Source organism: Streptomyces sp. NPDC048255 (assembly GCF_040652415.1).
GTDB lineage: Bacteria > Actinomycetota > Actinomycetes > Streptomycetales > Streptomycetaceae > Streptomyces.
Genome location: NZ_JBEZMA010000005.1, coordinates 74032 through 89434, shown reverse-complemented (window position 1 = coordinate 89434; position 15403 = coordinate 74032). Strand labels below are relative to the sequence as shown.

General features: G+C 71.5%; 16 protein-coding genes and 1 tRNA gene. 7 read left to right on the top strand and 10 right to left on the bottom strand.

Annotated elements, in window-relative coordinates:
- Positions 1 to 98: 98 nt before the first annotated feature.
- From AB0D94_RS06970 to nth, 3 genes are all read right to left on the bottom strand, one after another.
- Complete coding sequence (locus AB0D94_RS06970) at positions 99 to 1301, bottom strand: MarP family serine protease (RefSeq protein WP_362046707.1); 1203 nt, start codon at positions 1299 to 1301, stop codon at positions 99 to 101.
- A gap of 13 nt (positions 1302 to 1314) precedes the next feature.
- Positions 1315 to 1956: a CoA pyrophosphatase gene (locus AB0D94_RS06965; protein WP_362047009.1), complete on the bottom strand. Its 642-nt coding sequence runs from the start codon at positions 1954 to 1956 to the stop codon at positions 1315 to 1317.
- 247 nt (positions 1957 to 2203) lie between these two features.
- Complete coding sequence (nth, locus tag AB0D94_RS06960; RefSeq protein ID WP_362047006.1) at positions 2204 to 2989, bottom strand: endonuclease III; 786 nt, start codon at positions 2987 to 2989, stop codon at positions 2204 to 2206.
- Between the two features lie 332 nt (positions 2990 to 3321).
- Between nth and AB0D94_RS06955 the strand changes: the two genes are divergently transcribed.
- Both AB0D94_RS06955 and AB0D94_RS06950 read left to right on the top strand, forming a co-directional pair.
- Positions 3322 to 3996, top strand: a complete 675-nt coding sequence (locus AB0D94_RS06955; RefSeq protein WP_003981529.1) for a Crp/Fnr family transcriptional regulator — start codon at positions 3322 to 3324, stop codon at positions 3994 to 3996.
- Between the two features lie 176 nt (positions 3997 to 4172).
- The gene (locus AB0D94_RS06950; protein WP_362046702.1) at positions 4173 to 4985 is read left to right on the top strand and encodes a nucleotidyltransferase domain-containing protein; all 813 of its coding nucleotides are present in this window, start codon (positions 4173 to 4175) and stop codon (positions 4983 to 4985) included.
- Positions 4986 to 5057: 72 nt separating this feature from the next.
- Here AB0D94_RS06950 and AB0D94_RS06945 read toward each other — a convergent pair whose 3' ends face one another.
- The 5 genes from AB0D94_RS06945 to AB0D94_RS06925 all read right to left on the bottom strand — a co-directional run bounded on the left by AB0D94_RS06945 (position 5058) and on the right by AB0D94_RS06925 (position 7960).
- Positions 5058 to 5357 (bottom strand): hypothetical protein, encoded by a 300-nt coding sequence (locus AB0D94_RS06945; protein ID WP_362046699.1) that lies wholly within the window; start codon positions 5355 to 5357, stop codon positions 5058 to 5060.
- Positions 5354 to 6199, bottom strand: a complete 846-nt coding sequence (locus AB0D94_RS06940; protein WP_362046696.1) for an MBL fold metallo-hydrolase — start codon at positions 6197 to 6199, stop codon at positions 5354 to 5356. Before AB0D94_RS06940 ends, AB0D94_RS06945 begins: the two co-directional genes overlap by 4 nt.
- Positions 6196 to 7131, bottom strand: coding sequence for an NUDIX hydrolase (locus AB0D94_RS06935; protein ID WP_362046693.1), 936 nt, complete (start codon positions 7129 to 7131; stop codon positions 6196 to 6198). The genes AB0D94_RS06940 and AB0D94_RS06935 overlap by 4 nt, the downstream gene beginning before the upstream one ends.
- Positions 7132 to 7328: 197 nt before the next feature.
- Complete coding sequence (locus tag AB0D94_RS06930; RefSeq protein ID WP_362046690.1) at positions 7329 to 7802, bottom strand: RidA family protein; 474 nt, start codon at positions 7800 to 7802, stop codon at positions 7329 to 7331.
- Complete coding sequence (locus tag AB0D94_RS06925) at positions 7799 to 7960, bottom strand: DUF4177 domain-containing protein (protein WP_007264966.1); 162 nt, start codon at positions 7958 to 7960, stop codon at positions 7799 to 7801. The genes AB0D94_RS06930 and AB0D94_RS06925 overlap by 4 nt, the downstream gene beginning before the upstream one ends.
- 72 nt (positions 7961 to 8032) lie before the next feature.
- Between AB0D94_RS06925 and AB0D94_RS06920 the strand changes: the two genes are divergently transcribed.
- Both AB0D94_RS06920 and AB0D94_RS06915 read left to right on the top strand, forming a co-directional pair.
- Positions 8033 to 9016: an ArsA-related P-loop ATPase gene (locus AB0D94_RS06920; RefSeq protein WP_362046685.1), complete on the top strand. Its 984-nt coding sequence runs from the start codon at positions 8033 to 8035 to the stop codon at positions 9014 to 9016.
- Positions 9013 to 10341 (top strand): ArsA family ATPase, encoded by a 1329-nt coding sequence (locus tag AB0D94_RS06915; protein ID WP_362046683.1) that lies wholly within the window; start codon positions 9013 to 9015, stop codon positions 10339 to 10341. Before AB0D94_RS06920 ends, AB0D94_RS06915 begins: the two co-directional genes overlap by 4 nt.
- A gap of 28 nt (positions 10342 to 10369) precedes the next feature.
- On the opposite strand, the gene AB0D94_RS06910 is transcribed toward AB0D94_RS06915, so the two are convergent.
- Entirely contained in the window at positions 10370 to 10720 is a 351-nt protein-coding gene (locus AB0D94_RS06910) for a WhiB family transcriptional regulator (RefSeq protein ID WP_266935892.1), read from the bottom strand.
- Positions 10721 to 11117: 397 nt separating this feature from the next.
- On the opposite strand from AB0D94_RS06910, the gene AB0D94_RS06905 reads away from it, so the two are divergent.
- Positions 11118 to 13433 (top strand): transglycosylase domain-containing protein, encoded by a 2316-nt coding sequence (locus AB0D94_RS06905; protein ID WP_362046678.1) that lies wholly within the window; start codon positions 11118 to 11120, stop codon positions 13431 to 13433.
- Between the two features lie 125 nt (positions 13434 to 13558).
- Here the strand turns inward: AB0D94_RS06905 and AB0D94_RS06900 are convergent, their stop codons facing one another.
- Positions 13559 to 14020 carry a GatB/YqeY domain-containing protein gene (locus tag AB0D94_RS06900; RefSeq protein ID WP_362046675.1) on the bottom strand — a complete coding sequence of 154 codons (462 nt, stop codon included), beginning with the start codon at positions 14018 to 14020 and terminating at the stop codon, positions 13559 to 13561.
- Positions 14021 to 14088: 68 nt separating this feature from the next.
- Here AB0D94_RS06900 and AB0D94_RS06895 point away from each other — a divergent pair, with 68 nt between their 5' ends.
- Positions 14089 to 15027, top strand: coding sequence for a metallophosphoesterase (locus AB0D94_RS06895; protein ID WP_362046672.1), 939 nt, complete (start codon positions 14089 to 14091; stop codon positions 15025 to 15027).
- A gap of 147 nt (positions 15028 to 15174) precedes the next feature.
- Positions 15175 to 15248: transfer RNA gene (locus AB0D94_RS06890), tRNA-Pro, on the top strand.
- Positions 15249 to 15403 lie beyond the last annotated feature (155 nt).

Sequence of the window (15403 nt, the reverse complement as noted above, 5' to 3'; positions counted from 1 at the left end):
GCCGGGCCCGCTGGGTCTCGGCACGCCTGCGCCATCCACGGACGTAGACCGCACGAAAACCGACCTCCCCGCCGTACGGGCCCCCGTGCCCGTACGGCTCAGAGGGCGCAGCCCTGGCTGTCGACCCGGCGGTCGGCGGTCCTCCCGATCCGGATGTCGTCGCGGATCTCGTCGACCGTCAGCACGTACCCCGTGTTCGGGTCGTCGAGGGACTTGGCGAAGACGACCCCGTAGACCTTGCCGTCGGGCGTCAGCAGCGGACCGCCGGAGTTGCCCTGGCGGACCGTCGCGTACAGCGAGTAGACGTCCCGTCGGACGGTGCCCCGGTGGTAGATGTCCGGGCCGTTGGCGTTGATCCGGCCGCGCACGCGGGCCGCGCGGACGTCGTACGCACCGTTCTCGGGGAAGCCGGCGACGATCGCGTCGCTGCCGCTCGTCGCGTCCTTCTCGGCGAACTCCAGCGGCTGCGCCTTCAGGTTGGGCACGTCCAGGACGGCGATGTCGCGCTCCCAGTCGTAGAGCACGACCTTGCCGTCGTACAGCTTGCCCTCGCCGCCGATCTGTACGGTCGGCTCGCCGACCCCGCCCACGACGTGCGCGTTGGTCATGACCTTGCCCGGCGCGAAGACGAAGCCGGTGCCCTCCAGCACCTTGCTGCAACTGGGCGCGGTGCCGACGACCTTCACGATCGAGCGCTTGGCCTGATCGCTGACCGGGCTGCTGGCCAGCGCCGGATCGGGCGCCCTCACCTCGGTGATGGGCTCGTTGGAGAACGGGTTGAAGACCGGGGGGAAGCCGTTGCGGGCGAGCGTGGAACTGAAGTCCGAGAACCAGGTGTTGGCCTGGTCGGGCAGTACCCGCGACACGCCGAGCAGCACCTTGGAGTTGCGGACCTCCTTGCCCAGCGTGGGCAGCGAGGTCCAGGCGAGCATGGAACCGATCAGCCACGCCACCAGCAGCATCGCGACCACGTTGACCAGGGCCCCGCCGGTCGCGTCGAGGGCGCGCGCCGGGGACCCGGTGATCTGGCGGCGGAGTTTGCTGCCGAGGTGGGTGGTCAGGGCCTGCCCGATCGAGGCGCAGATGATGATCACGACGACGGCGATGACGACGACCGTGGAGGACGCCTGCTTCCCGTTGTCCGTCACCCGGTCCCAGATCGGCGGGATCAGGGACACGGCGATGAGGCCGCCGCCGAGGAAGCCGATCACCGACAGGATGCCGACGACGAAGCCCTGGCGGTAGCCGATGATCGCGAACCACACGGCGGCGAGCAGCAACAAGATGTCCAGCACGTTCACGTGGGTCACCGTCTCACGAGCGCCAGTCGAGCGGGACCTGACGTGAGCGGTCCCACGGGACCTCCCAGCCCGCGAAGTGCAGCAGACGGTCGATGACCCCGGCGGTGAAACCCCAGACCAGGGCCGATTCGACGGTGAAAGCGGGGCCGTGGTGGCCGCTCGGGTGGACCGCGGTGACACGGTGCCCGGGATCCGTGAGATCGGCCACGGGCACCGTGAACACCCGGGCGGTCTCGGCCGGGTCCACGGCGCCGACCGGGCTGGGGGCCCGCCACCAGCCGAGGACCGGGGTCACGACGAACTCGCTGACCGGGATGTAGAGGCGGGGCAGCACCCCGAAGAGCTGCACCCCGGCGGGGTCCAGCCCGGTCTCCTCCTCGGCCTCGCGCAGGGCGGCGCGCAGCGGGCCGGTGGTGTGCGGGTCGCCGTCCTCGGGGTCGAGGGCGCCGCCGGGGAAGGAGGGCTGGCCGGCGTGCGAGCGCAGGCTCCCGGCCCGCTCCATCAGCAGCAGCTCGGGGCCACGGGGGCCCTCGCCGAAGAGGATGAGCACGGCGGACTGCCGCCCGCGGCCGTCCTCGGGCGGCAGGAAGCGGCTGAGCTGGTTCGGGCGGACGGTACGCGCGGCCTCCACGACCGGGTCGAGCCACTCGGGCAGGCCCCGCGTGCTGAGGGCGGTGCTGCCGCCCGTGCCCGCGCGGGGCTCCGTACGCGGGCCGGCGCCGGGCGCGTCGGCGCCATGAGCCCCGGCGCCCCGCGGGCCGGCGCGGTGCGGGCCGGCCTCGTGCGGAGCCGCGTCGTGCGCTCCGGCTTCCGCCACCGGTCGGTTCTGTGTCGCCCCAGTCATAGGCACCCCTGTCCGTGTTCCCCCACACCGCAAACGCGGTCCGGGTACCGATTCGTTCCTACGGCCGCGCCTGCGGGCCGCCCAGCGGCTGGGCCGGGAGGCCGGGGTAGTCGGCGGGCGGGGTCAGCCGCTGGCCGGGCTGGCCGCCCTTCTCGTACTTGAGCAGCTTCCTCGCCTTCTCCGGGTCGGTCTCGCCCTCCCCGTACGCAGGGCAGAGCGGGGCGATCGGGCAGACCCCGCACGCGGGCTTGCGCGCATGGCAGATCCGGCGGCCGTGGAAGACGACGCGGTGCGAGAGCATCGTCCACTCGCTCTTGGGGAAGATCGCGCAGATCTCCGCCTCGACCTTCTCCGGGTCCTCCTGCTCGGTCCACTTCCACCGGCGGACCAGCCGGCCGAAATGCGTGTCCACGGTGATGCCCGGGACACCGAAGGCATTGCCGAGGACCACGTTCGCCGTCTTGCGGCCCACTCCGGGCAGGGTGACCAGGTCCTCGATGCGGCCCGGCACCTCGCCGCCGAACCTGTCCCGCAGGGCCTGCGAGAGGCCGAGCAGGGACCTGGACTTCGCCCGGAAGAACCCGGTCGGCCGGATCAGCTCCTCCAGATCCTCGGGAACGGCCGCGGCCATGTCCTCGGGGGTCGGGTAGGCGGCGAAGAGCGCCGGGGTCGTCTGGTTCACGCGCAGGTCGGTGGTCTGCGCGGAGAGCACGGTCGCGACCAGCAGCTCGAAGGGATTGCGGAAGTCGAGCTCCGGATGGGCGTACGGATAGATCTCGGCCAGTTCGCGGTTGATGCGGCGGGCCCTGCGCACCATGGCCAGGCGTGATTCCGGCTGCGGCACCTTCGGTTTCTTGGCCGAAGCTTTGCCCTCGGAGCGGGGCGGGGCCTTCGCGGGCACCTCCACGGGGGCTTGTTCGCCCACGGCTGAATCGGGGGGTGCCGTCACTCCCGCGGACCCCTTGGCCTGTGCTCTCACCGGCTTATTGGACACCCGGCCAGCCTAAGGCCGGGCGCTGACACCCGCCCGGACCTCAGGTAACACCACTCCGATTGGCCTCTCGCCGCACAGCACACCCGTACGTCCGGCATCCTTGTGATTGATCGCACTGTTTGAGCCGTCCGGCAAAATGGGGAGCACGGTCCCCTGAGCTGGTCGACATAGGAGAGAGACTCGTGGACGACGTTCTGCGGCGCGCCCCGCTCTTCGCGGCGCTCGATGACGAGCAGGCCGCGGAGCTCCGCGCCTCCATGGGCGAGGTGACCCTCGCACGCGGTGACGCCCTGTTCCACGAGGGCGACCCCGGCGACCGGCTGTACGTGGTGACCGAGGGCAAGGTGAAGCTGCACCGCACCTCCCCCGACGGCCGCGAGAACATGCTGGCCGTCCTCGGCCCCGGCGAGCTGATCGGCGAGCTGTCGCTCTTCGACCCGGGCCCGCGCACCGCCACCGCCACCGCCCTGACCGAGGTCAAGCTCCTCGGCCTCGGGCACGGTGACCTCCAGCCGTGGCTGAACGCCCGGCCCGAGGTCGCGACCGCGCTGCTGCGCGCCGTCGCCCGGCGCCTGCGCAAGACCAACGACCAGATGTCCGACCTGGTCTTCTCCGACGTTCCCGGCCGTGTGGCGCGGGCGCTCCTCGACCTGTCGCGCCGGTTCGGCGTGCAGTCGGAGGAGGGCATCCACGTGGTGCACGACCTGACGCAGGAGGAGCTCGCGCAGCTCGTCGGCGCCTCCCGCGAGACCGTGAACAAGGCCCTGGCCGACTTCGCGGGCCGCGGCTGGCTCCGCCTGGAGGCTCGCGCGGTGATCCTGCTGGACGTGGAGCGCCTCGCGAAGCGGTCTCGCTGACGCTGGTCCTGGCTGTTGAGGGCCCTGCCTGTACCTCGGGCGGGGCCCCTTCGCGTATTCGGGTGCGGCACCGTTGCGGGGGCTCCGCCCCCCGGACCCCCGCGCCTCAAACGCCGGCGGGGCTGGATTTGGCCTAGGCGAGGCTGGATTCGGGCTGAGGCGTGCACAGTGGGGGCATGGAGCGCAGAGGCCTGGACGCCGACGGGTACTTCGAGCGGGAGGGGTCCCTCGGGCGGGTGCAGGGGGAGTTCAGGGGCCTCGTGGCCGCCGCGCGGGGGCGGATCGGCGAGGCGTACGGGCAGCGGCTGCACAGCGCGTACCTGTACGGGTCCGTGCCGCGCGGGACGGCGCGGCCGGGGCGGTCCGACCTCGACCTGGTGGTCGTGCTGCACCGCGAGCCCTCCGGTGAGGACCGGGACACCGCCGAGGTACTGGCGCGCGGGCTCGACGAGGACTTCCCGGAGGTCGACGGAGTCGGGATCCTGCTCCACGACAAGGCCACCGTGCTCAGCGAGGAGGAGCGGTACGACTTCGGCTGGTTCCTGGCCTGTCTGTGCACCCCGCTGCTCGGCGCGGACCTGGCCGAGCACCTGCCGCGCTACCGTCCCGACAGCCTGCTCGCCCGCGAGACCAACGGGGACCTGGCCGTCCTGCTCCCCCGCTGGCGGGCCAGGGTGCGGGAGGCGTCGACGCCGGAGGAGTACCGCGCGCTGAGCCGGGCCTTCGCTCGGCGCCTGGTGCGCACCGGGTTCACGCTGGTGATGCCGCTCTGGGGCGGCTGGACCAGCGATCTCGCCGAATCCGCCGAGATCTTCGGCCGGTACTACCCGCAGCGCGCCGCGCAGCTGCGGGACGCTGCCGCCGTGGCCCTGGACCCGGTCGCCGACCCGGAGGTGCTGCGCGCGTACACCGAGGACCTGGGTCCGTGGCTGGCGCGGGAGTACGCGGCCCGGCACGGCGTGAAGAGGCCGCGCCCGGAGTCCTCGTAGGCCCTTGGGCCCTTCCTGGGCCGTCCTGGGGCGGCCCGGACGGGCCCGGACGTCCTGGAGGCCCTGGAGGCCCTAGACGGCTTCGGTGACCGCGATGGCCTCCACGGCCTGCTTGGCCTCCGCGAGGCCCGCGCCGGTGCCCTGCCGGTAGACCTTGATGGCCTCGATCTTGCGCCCGTCGCGCAGGAGGGCCCGTACGGCGTCCGTCACGGGGTGCTCCGGCTCCTCGATGCCGAAGTGCTCCAGCACCAGGCCCAGGCGCCGCTCCAGGCGGTCCGCCCTGGTCTCCAGGGCCTTCATCCGCAGGGACACCGTGGAGGTGATCCAGCCGGCCGTGGCGATGAGTGCGAGCAGTAGGAAGAGCGTGGTCATTCGGGTCCCCCGGGAATCAGTCCGTGATCTTGAAGGTACTCGAGCTGCGCCCGTACGGACCATTCCGCGGCCGGCCACAGGGAGCGGTCCACGTCCGCGTAGACCTGGGCGACCACCGCCTCGGGGGTGACGAAGCCGTTCTCGACCGCCGTCTCGACCTGCGCGAGGCGGTGCGCGCGGTGGGCCAGGTAGAACTCGACGGCGCCCTGGGCGTCCTCCAGGACCGGCCCGTGGCCCGGCAGGACGGTGTGCACCCCGTCGTCGACGGTGAGCGAGCGCAGGCGGCGCAGGGAGTCCAGGTAGTCGCCCAGGCGGCCGTCGGGATGCGCCACGACGGTCGTGCCCCGGCCCAGGATCGTGTCGCCGGTGAGGACGGCCCGGTCGGCGGGGAGGTGGAAGCAGAGCGAGTCGGAGGTGTGGCCCGGGGTCGGGACGACGCGCAGCTCCAGCCCGCCGGTGCGGATCACGTCCCCGGCGGCCAGTCCCTCGTCGCCGAGGCGCAGAGCCGGGTCCAGGGCCCGCACCTTGGTGCCGGTGAGCTCGGCGAACCGGCCGGCGCCCTCGGCGTGGTCCGGGTGGCCGTGGGTGAGCAGGGTGAGGGCGATCCGCTTGCCCGCGTGCTCGGCGGCCGCGATGACGGCGCGCAGGTGTACGTCGTCCAGCGGGCCGGGGTCGACGACCACGGCCAGGTCGGAGCCGGGCTCGGACAGGAGCCAGGTGTTGGTGCCGTCCAGGGTCATGGGGGAGGCGTTGGGGGCCAGCACGTTGACCGCGCGGGCGGTGGCCGGCCCGGAGGTGACCACCCCCCGGGGCTGTCCGGGCAGTGCGGCGGCGTCGGTCATGCGGGGCCTCCGGGGCGGACGCGCTTGGTGAACTCGTCGTGGCCCGGCCAGCTGAGCACCAGCTCGCCGTCCTCCAGCGTGGCCTGGGCCAGGACCGGGGTGAGGTCCTGCGCCGCGGCCCCGGCCAGGGCCTCGGCGGCGCTGCCGTACGGCTCCAGGGAGCGCAGCGTGGCGATGGTGGGCGGCATCATCAGCAGCTCGCCCTTGTCGTAGCCGTCGGCGGCGTCGGCCGGGCGGATCCAGACGGTCCGGTCGGCCTCGGTGGAGGCGTTGCGGGTGCGCTGGCCCTCGGGGAGGGCGGCGACGAAGAACCAGGTGTCGTAGCGGCGCGGCTCGAACTCCGGGGTGATCCAGCGCGCCCACGCCCCGAGCAGGTCGGAGCGCAGCCGCAGCCCGCGGCGGTCGAGGAACTCGGCGAAGGACAGCTCCCGGGCGACGAGGGCCTGCCGGTCGGCCTCCCAGTCGTCACCGGTGGTGTCGCCCACGACGGTGTCCGGGCTCTCGCCGGCGAGCAGGACGCCCGCCTCCTCGAAGGTCTCGCGGACGGCCCCGCACACGATGGCCTGCGCGGCGGCGGCATCCGTCCCGAGCCGTGCGGCCCAGTCCCGCCGGGAGGGCCCGGCCCAGCCCACCTGGTGCTCCTCGTCGCGGGGGTCGACCCCGCCGCCGGGATAGGCGTACGCGCCTCCGGCGAAGGCCATGGAGGCCCGCCTGCGCAGCATGTGGACGGCCGGTCCGGCGGGGGTGTCGCGCAGCAGCATCACGGTGGCGGCGCGCCGGGGATCCACCGGGGTGAGGGAACCGTCCGCGAGCGCGCGGATGCGGTCGGGCCACTCCGGCGGGTACCACTGGCCTCCGGCGGGGGGTTGCGACTGCGGCTGCGGCTGGGCCTGCGCATGTGCCTGCTGCTGACCGTGCTGACCATTCGGCATGCCGGGATGCTACGGCCATCCGGCCCGATGTTCGAGGGCCGCCCGGTTTCGTCTGCGGCGCCGCTGCTGGGGCTCCGCCCCGGACCCCGCTCCCCAAACGCCGGAGGGGCTGGATGTGCCGCTGGATGTGCCGGAGCCCGGCCGTCCGCCGCACGCAGCGGCGAAGGACCGGGCTCGTGGAACCCGCCCCGGAGGGGTCAGGCTCCGGCTACGAGTTCGACCTGGATCTCGATCTCGACCGGGGCGTCCAGCGGGAGGACCGCCACGCCGACCGCGCTGCGGGCGTGGACGCCCTTGTCGCCGAGGACGGCGCCCAGGAGTTCACTGGCGCCGTTGAGCACGCCCGGCTGGCCGGTGAAGTCGGGGGCCGAGGCGATGAAGCCGACGACCTTCACGACACGCGCGATCTTGTCGAGGTCGCCGACCACCGACTTGACCGCGGCCAGGGCGTTCAGCGCGCAGGTCGCGGCCAGTTCCTTGGCCTGCTCCGCCGAGACCTCGGCGCCGACCTTGCCCGTGACCGGCAGGCTGCCCTTGACCATCGGGAGCTGGCCCGCGGTGTACACGTACACGCCCGAGCGCACGGCCGGCTGGTAGGTGGCCAGCGGCGGGACGACCTCGGGGAGGGTCAGGCCGAGTTCGGCCAGCTTCGCGTCGACGACGCCGCTCATGCCTTCTCCCGCTTGAGGTAGGCCACGAGCTGCTCGGGGTTGTTCGGGCCGGGCACGACCTGGACGAGCTCCCAGCCGTCCTCGCCCCAGGTGTCCAGGATCTGCTTGGTGGCGTGGACCAGCAGGGGGACCGTCGCGTATTCGAACTTCTTGGTCATGGGAGCGAGGGTAGTACCTCTCGTGCGGGCCTCATGCGCGCCCCGAGAGGCGAGTGGTTAGGCTCGGACGCTGTGAGCAGGCTCCAGGTGGTCAGCGGCAAGGGCGGCACCGGCAAGACCACGGTCGCCGCAGCACTCGCGCTCGCCCTCGCACGCGAGGGCAGGCGGACTCTTCTGGTGGAGGTCGAGGGCAGGCAGGGGCTCGCGCAGCTCTTCGGCGCCGAGGCGCTCCCGTACGAGGAACGGAAGATCGCCGTCGCGCCCGGCGGGGGCGGGGAGGTCTACGCGCTCGCCATCGACGCCGAGCGGGCGCTGCTGGACTACCTCCAGATGTTCTACAAGCTCGGCTCGGCCGGGCGCGCGCTCAAGAAGCTCGGCGCCATCGACTTCGCGACGACCATCGCGCCCGGGCTGCGGGACGTCCTGCTGACGGGCAAGGCCTGCGAGGCGGTTCGCCGCAAGGACAAGGCCGGCCGGTACGTCTACGACCACGTGATCATGGACGCGCCGCCGACCGGGCGGATCACCCGGTTCCTGAACGTCAACGACGAGGTGGCGGGGCTGGCCCGGTTCGGGCCGATCCACAACCAGGCCCAGGCCGTGATGAAGGTGCTCAAGTCCCCCGAGACGGCCGTCCACCTGGTCACCCTGCTGGAGGAGATGCCCGTCCAGGAGACCGCGGACGGTATCGCGGAGCTTACGGAGGCCGGGCTTCCGGTGGGTCGGGTCGTGGTGAACATGGTCCGGCCGCACCACTTGGACGAGGACACCCTGCGCGCCGCGGCCGACGGCCACCGCGCCGAGGTGGCCAAGGCCCTGTCCCGGGCGGGCCTCGGCGGGGCGCGGCGGGGCGGGCTGGCCGAACGGCTGGTGGAGCCGCTGCTCGACCAGGCCGCGGAGCACGCGAGCCGGGTGGAGCTGGAGCGCGCGCAGCGCGCCGTACTGAAGGAGCTGCGGGTGCCGACGTACGAACTCCCCCTGCTCGGCACGGGGGTGGACCTGGCCGGGCTGTACGCGCTGGCCAAGGACCTGCGCAAGCAGTCGGTGGCCGAATGAGCGAGGGGGTGGACACGATGGGGCTGGACACTCCGCCGTGGCTGGCGGTCGACCGGCTGCTGGACGACCCGGAGAACCGGATCATCGTGTGCTGCGGGGCGGGCGGGGTCGGCAAGACCACCACGGCCGCGGCACTGGGCGTACGGGCCGCCGAGCGCGGGCGGAAGGCGGTCGTGCTCACCATCGACCCGGCGCGGCGGCTCGCGCAGTCGATGGGGATCGACTCGCTGGACAACACCCCGCGCGAGGTCGTGGGCGTGGGCGCAGGCGGCGGTCAACTGCACGCCATGATGCTGGACATGAAGCGGACCTTCGACGAGATCGTCGAGGCGCACGCGGACGGCGAGCGGGCCCGGGCCATCCTGGCGAACCCCTTCTACCAGTCCCTGTCGGCCGGTTTCGCGGGCACGCAGGAGTACATGGCGATGGAGAAGCTGGGCCAGCTGCGGGCCCGGGACGACTGGGACCTGATCATCGTCGACACTCCGCCGAGCCGGTCCGCGCTGGACTTCCTGGACGCGCCGAAGCGGCTCGGGTCCTTCCTGGACGGGAAGTTCATCCGGGTGCTGATGGCTCCGGCGAAGGTGGGCGGCCGGGCGGGGATGAAGTTCCTCAATGTCGGCATGTCGATGATGACGGGCACCCTCAGCAAGCTGATGGGCGCCTCGCTGCTGAAGGACGTGCAGACCTTCGTGGCCGCGATGGACACGATGTTCGGCGGTTTCCGCACCCGCGCGGACGCGACCTTCCGGCTGCTCCAGGCTCCCGGTACGGCCTTCCTGGTGGTCGCTGCGCCCGAGCCGGACGCGCTGCGCGAGGCGGCGTACTTCGTGGAGCGGCTGGCCGCCGAGGGCATGCCACTGGCCGGGCTGGTGCTCAACAGGGTCCACGGGAGCGGCGCCGACCAGCTGTCCGCCGAACGGGCGTTGGCCGCCGCAGAGAATCTTGAAGAGGGCCGCATTGTCGATCAGGAGTCCGGGAAAGCTGGACTTCGTGACTCGGCCGCGGGCTCTCCCGAGACCGGCTCCCCCAGCGCCGAAAGCCTCACGGCCGACGTGGACGAGATCACGCCGAACGAGACCGCGGTGGACGAGATCATGCTGAACGAGACCGCGGTGGACACGATCACGGCCGGACTGCTGCGCCTGCACGCGGAACGGATGCAGGTGATCGCGCGTGAGCAGCGCACCCGCGACCGCTTCACCTCACTGCATCCCGAAGTGGCGGTGGCCGCGGTGGCCGCCCTGCCCGGCGATGTGCACGACCTCGCCGGGCTTCGGGCCATCGGAGAGCGACTCGCGGCCGGGGTTCCGGCCGGAGCGTAGGCGTTCGTACGACGTGGCGCGCGGGTGGTTACCCGGCTGCCGCGTACGTCTCGTACGGAACGTCGACCTCCGTGTCGGCATCCATGGTGAGGATGCCCGTACTGCGCTCGTACTCCGTGCGGGCGGTTTCGAGCAGCCGTCGCCACGAGGTGACGGTGGGACGCCGGCGCAGCAGCGCACGTCGTTCCCGCTCGGTCATTCCGCCCCACACACCGAACTCGACACGATTGTCGAGCGCGTCGGCCAGGCATTCGGTCCGCACCGGACATCCGGTGCACACCGCCTTGGCCCTGTTCTGTGCTGCTCCTTGTACGAACAGTTCATCCGGATCGGTAGTGCGGCAGGCTGCCTGCGCACTCCAGTCGGTTACCCAGCCCATCCCGGCGCCGTCCTCTCCCGAATCGAGGCTCCCCCACGGCGGTAGCGGCATATTCACCGCTGCCAGTTGAGGACGTTACGGAAGGTGGGCACGGCGCAACACCCCCGACGGGCCCAATCTTGAATGGTCCGAACGGACTATGGGTAAGCGGCAGATCACCCGACGGAGTGATCCGGCGACATGCCCGGCCATTCCGGCAATTCGGGTGGAATCGGGAGGGCTTCGACACGGTGCGGTCAGAGCGGGCGGCGGGATTCGGACATGAGTCCACCCCATTCGGGAAGGGTGAAAATCAAGCCGCGGGGTTGATGTCGGACCGCACTGCTGTGACAGTTGGGGACAGCTTAGGCCAAGGCATTCGCGTGTGTCCGGCGAATGAGAACGTAGGCTGCCCTCCATGGGAAAGAAGCGCTCGGGCGGCGGGCTCACGGGGAGCCAGCAGGCCGCCAAGTTCCTCGGGGTGTCCGTCCTCTCCGGAGTTGTGCTGGCCGGCATGGCGATTCCGGCCGCAGGCGCACTGGGGCTGGCGGCCAAGGGCACGGTCGAGGGATTCGATGAGATCCCGGCCAATCTCAAGACTCCGCCGCTGAGTCAGCGGACCACGATTCTGGACGCGGAAGGTGGCTTGATCGCCACCGTCTATTCGCGCGACCGGCAGGTGGTCCCGCTCACGGCGATCTCCCCGTACATGCAGAAGGCGATCGTCGCGATCGAGGACTCTCGTTTCTACGAGCACGGCGCGGTCGACCTCAAGGGCATCCTGCGCGCGGTCAACCGCAACGCGCAGGAAGGCGGCGCCGCACAGGGCGCCTCGACGCTCACTCAGCAGTACGTGAAGAACGTGTTCGTCGAAGAGGCCGGTGACGACGAGACCAAGGTCCGCGAGGCCCAGGAGAAGAGCCTCGGCCGCAAGATCCGCGAGCTCAAGTACTCGATCCAGGTCGAGGAGGAGCTCGGGAAGAAGAAGATCCTCGAGAACTACCTCAACATCACCTTCTTCGGCCAGCAGGCCTACGGGATCGAATCCGCGGCCCAGCGCTACTTCAGCAAGCCGGCCAAGGACCTGACCCTGGAGGAGTCGGCGCTGCTGGCGGGCGTCGTGCAGTCGCCGAGCCGGTACGACCCGGTCAACGACGTGACCGAGGCGACGAAGCGCCGCAACCTCGTCCTCCAGCGGATGGCCGACATCAAGGACATCTCGCAGGCGGAGGCGGACGCGGCGAAGGCGAAGCCGGTCGTACTGAAGGTGACCAAGCCGAAGAACGGCTGCATCACCGCGGTCAAGGGCGCCGGGTTCTTCTGCGACTACGTGAAGAACTCCTTCCTGACCGACGCGGTCTTCGGCAAGACGCGCGAGGAGCGGGCGAAGGTCTGGAACCAGGGCGGTCTGACCGTCCGGACGACCCTGGACCCGCAGGCGCAGGACGCGGCGAACGAGTCGATCAAGGACCACGTCTACCAGGAGGACTCGATCGCGACGGCCGTGACCATGATCCAGCCGGGCACCGGACGGGTGCTGGCGATGGGTCAGTCCAAGCCGTACGGCTTCGCGAAGAACGAGACGCAGATCAACTACTCCGTCGACAAGCGGATGGGCGGCTCGAACTTCGGCTTCCAGGTCGGCTCGACCTTCAAGCCGTTCATCGCGGCCGCGGCGCTGGAGCGGGGCATGCCGCCCACGAAGGTGTACGCGGCGCCGAACAAGATGGACTACCCGAGCCCGATCCCGAAGTGCGACGGCAGCCAGTGGCTGAACCTGCCGGAGAACGGGAAGCTCGCGACGGCGGAGAACGAGACCGAGGACGAGATCGGTCCGTACGCGCTGAAGACGGCGATGGAGAAGTCCATCAACACCTATTTCGTCGAGATGATCGGCGAGATCGGGCTCTGCCCGGTGATCGAGATGACGCAGAAGCTCGGCGTCGTCCCGGCCGCCGGCACCAAGCTGCCCGAGGCGCCGTCCATCGCACTGGGCTCCGCCGAGCTGTCCCCCCTGACGATGGCCAACGCGTACGCCACCTTCGCCAACCGCGGGGTCTACTGCACCCCGGTCGCCATAGAGTCGATCACCGACGCGCACGGCAAGGCGCTCGCGGTGCCGAAGTCCAAGTGCGACCGGGCGATGTCACAGAACACGGCCGACACGGTCAACACCCTGCTGCGCGGGGTGGTCGACTCCGGTACCGGTGAGCGGGCCGGCCTGACCGACCGCGACAACGCGGGCAAGACCGGTACGACGGACTCCCGCCACAACGCCTGGTTCGTGGGCTACACCCCGAACATCTCGGGCGCGGTGTGGGTCGGCTCGGGCGGCGCGAAGAAGATCTCGATGGAGAACATCGAGATCGGCGGCAGGTCCTACGACAAGGTCTTCGGCGGCGGTCTGCCCGGTCCGATCTGGAAGGACGCGGTCACGGGCGCGCTGGCCGGGCGCGAGGCCCCCGGCTTCACCACGGTCAGCATCCCGGAGCCGGCGGTCCCGGGCGGCGGCAGCAACGGCGGCCGTCCCACCACGAGCCCGAACAGGCCCGCGAAGCCCGGCAAGCCCGGCGGCGACAACAAGCCCGGCGGACGCCCCGGCGGGCAGACGGCCGCCGGGACCACCGTGGGAGCCACCGGCGGCAACCCGGGCGGCACCGGGGGCGACCCGGACGATCCCAGCAACCCGTTCCCGGACTTCCCGGGCATCATCGGCGGCCGCGACGACGACTAGCGGCGAAGACGTACAGAAGGGGAGGGCCCCAGCCGGATCCGGCTGGGGCCCTCCCCTTCTGTCCGTCCGAGAAGCTGCCGCCGGGCGAGCCGCCGTTGGGCGAGCTGCCGCTGGGCGAGCCGCTCCTAGGCGAGCTGCTGCTTTACGGCGGCGGCGACGCGGCCGCCGTCCGCCAGCCCCGCGACCTTCGGGTTCACGATCTTCATGACGGCGCCCATGGCCCGCGGCCCCTCGGCGCCCGCCGCCCTGGCCTCCTCGACGGCCTGCGCCACGATCGCGGCGAGCTCCTCGTCGGAAAGCTGCTTGGGCAGGTACGTGTCGAGGAACTCGCCCTCCGCGGTCTCGCGCGCGGCCTGCTCGGGACGGCCGCCCTGCGCGAACGCCTCCGCGGCCTCACGGCGCTTCTTCGCCTCCTTGGCGATCACCTTGAGGACTTCCTCGTCGGAGAGCACGCGCGCCTCCTTGCCCGCGACCTCCTCCTTGGTGATGGCGGAGAGGGTCAGGCGCAGCGTGGACGAGTGCAGTTCGTCGCGCGCCCTGATGGCGGTCGTGAGGTCTTCCTGGAGCTTGGCCTTCAGCGTGGTCATGCACCCGAGTCTGCCAGGTACCGGGGCGCTGGCGCCCGTCCGTTTTCCGGGTCTGCGACGATGGGGCCATGCGTGCGCGTTACGGAGTACCCCTGAAGACGGCGGCCGGGATCGCGGCGGTGGGGGCAGCGGGAGTGGCCTATGCCGCCGGTTTCGAGGCGCGGTCCTTCCGCCTGCGCCGGATCACGGTGCCCGTCCTTCCCCCGGGTATGCGCCCGCTGCGCGTACTCCAGGTCTCGGACATCCACATGGTCCGCGGGCAGCGCAAGAAGCGCGCCTGGCTCCAGTCCCTTGCGGGGCTGCGCCCGGACTTCGTGGTGAACACCGGGGACAACCTCTCCGACACCGAGGGGATCCCCGAGGTGCTCGACGCCCTGGGCCCCCTGATGGACTTCCCGGGCGTGTACGTCTTCGGGTCGAACGACTACTACGGGCCGCGGCTGCGCAACCCCGGGCGCTACCTGCTGGAGAAGGCGCAGGGCCGGCACGGGCTGAACGGCAACAAGCCGGTCGTCGGCGCCGTCCACAACCCGTGGGAGGAAATGCGGGACGCCTTCGACGCGGCGGGCTGGCTGAACCTCACCAACACCCGGGCGCGCCTGAAGGTGGACGGCATGGAGCTGGCCTTCACCGGCCTGGACGACCCGCACATCAAGCGGGACCGGTACGAGCAGGTGGCGGGCGGCCCGGAGGCCGACGCGGACTTCTCCGTGGCCGTGGTGCACGCCCCGTACCTGCGCACGCTGGAGTCCTTCACGTCGGACGGCTACCCGCTGATCCTCGCCGGGCACACGCACGGCGGGCAGCTGTGCATCCCCTTCTACGGCGCCCTGGTCACCAACTGCGACCTGGACACCAAGCGCGTGAAGGGCCTCTCGACGCACGAGAGCGGCGGCCACCGCGCCTACCTCCACGTCTCGGCGGGCTGCGGCACCAACCGCTTCACCCCGGTCCGCTTCGCGTGTCCCCCGGAGGCCACGCTCCTGACGCTGACACCGAAGGCCTAGTGCTGTGGCCGGCGGCTCCCGCGCCCTCCCGGCCGTCCTTCGGCAGGCCCCGGGGGCCGCCTCCGCGAAAACCGGATTTCGTCTCCGGCGAGAGGTCCGCTAAAGTAATCGATGTCGCCAGGGCAGCAACGCCTGCAAGGCGGCGATCGGGGTGTAGCGCAGCTTGGCAGCGCGCTTCGTTCGGGACGAAGAGGTCGTGGGTTCAAATCCCGCCACCCCGACTTCGTAAGACCAGGTCAAGGGCTTGATCCGCATCGCGGGTCAGGCCCTTCCTGCGTATCGGGTGATCGTTCGGGCGAAACCCGGGAGAAGATCTTGGCGGGGTGGCCCCGAGGTCGGGAGGCCCGCGCATCGGGGGACGGCGGCGAGGTCTCGC

What these genes read in the sequence shown, in the direction of transcription:
- AB0D94_RS06950 (WP_362046702.1), top strand. Translation starts at nt 4,173, where the DNA reads ATGGAGCGCAGAGGCCTGGACGCCGACGGGTACTTCGAGCGGGAGGGG.
- AB0D94_RS06945 (WP_362046699.1), bottom strand. Translation starts at nt 5,357, where the DNA reads ATGACCACGCTCTTCCTACTGCTCGCACTCATCGCCACGGCCGGCTGG.
- AB0D94_RS06940 (WP_362046696.1), bottom strand. Translation starts at nt 6,199, where the DNA reads ATGACCGACGCCGCCGCACTGCCCGGACAGCCCCGGGGGGTGGTCACC.
- AB0D94_RS06935 (WP_362046693.1), bottom strand. Translation starts at nt 7,131, where the DNA reads ATGCCGAATGGTCAGCACGGTCAGCAGCAGGCACATGCGCAGGCCCAG.
- AB0D94_RS06930 (WP_362046690.1), bottom strand. Translation starts at nt 7,802, where the DNA reads ATGAGCGGCGTCGTCGACGCGAAGCTGGCCGAACTCGGCCTGACCCTC.
- AB0D94_RS06925 (WP_007264966.1), bottom strand. Translation starts at nt 7,960, where the DNA reads ATGACCAAGAAGTTCGAATACGCGACGGTCCCCCTGCTGGTCCACGCC.
- AB0D94_RS06915 (WP_362046683.1), top strand. Translation starts at nt 9,013, where the DNA reads ATGAGCGAGGGGGTGGACACGATGGGGCTGGACACTCCGCCGTGGCTG.
- AB0D94_RS06910 (WP_266935892.1), bottom strand. Translation starts at nt 10,720, where the DNA reads ATGGGCTGGGTAACCGACTGGAGTGCGCAGGCAGCCTGCCGCACTACC.
- AB0D94_RS06905 (WP_362046678.1), top strand. Translation starts at nt 11,118, where the DNA reads ATGGGAAAGAAGCGCTCGGGCGGCGGGCTCACGGGGAGCCAGCAGGCC.
- AB0D94_RS06900 (WP_362046675.1), bottom strand. Translation starts at nt 14,020, where the DNA reads ATGACCACGCTGAAGGCCAAGCTCCAGGAAGACCTCACGACCGCCATC.
- AB0D94_RS06895 (WP_362046672.1), top strand. Translation starts at nt 14,089, where the DNA reads ATGCGTGCGCGTTACGGAGTACCCCTGAAGACGGCGGCCGGGATCGCG.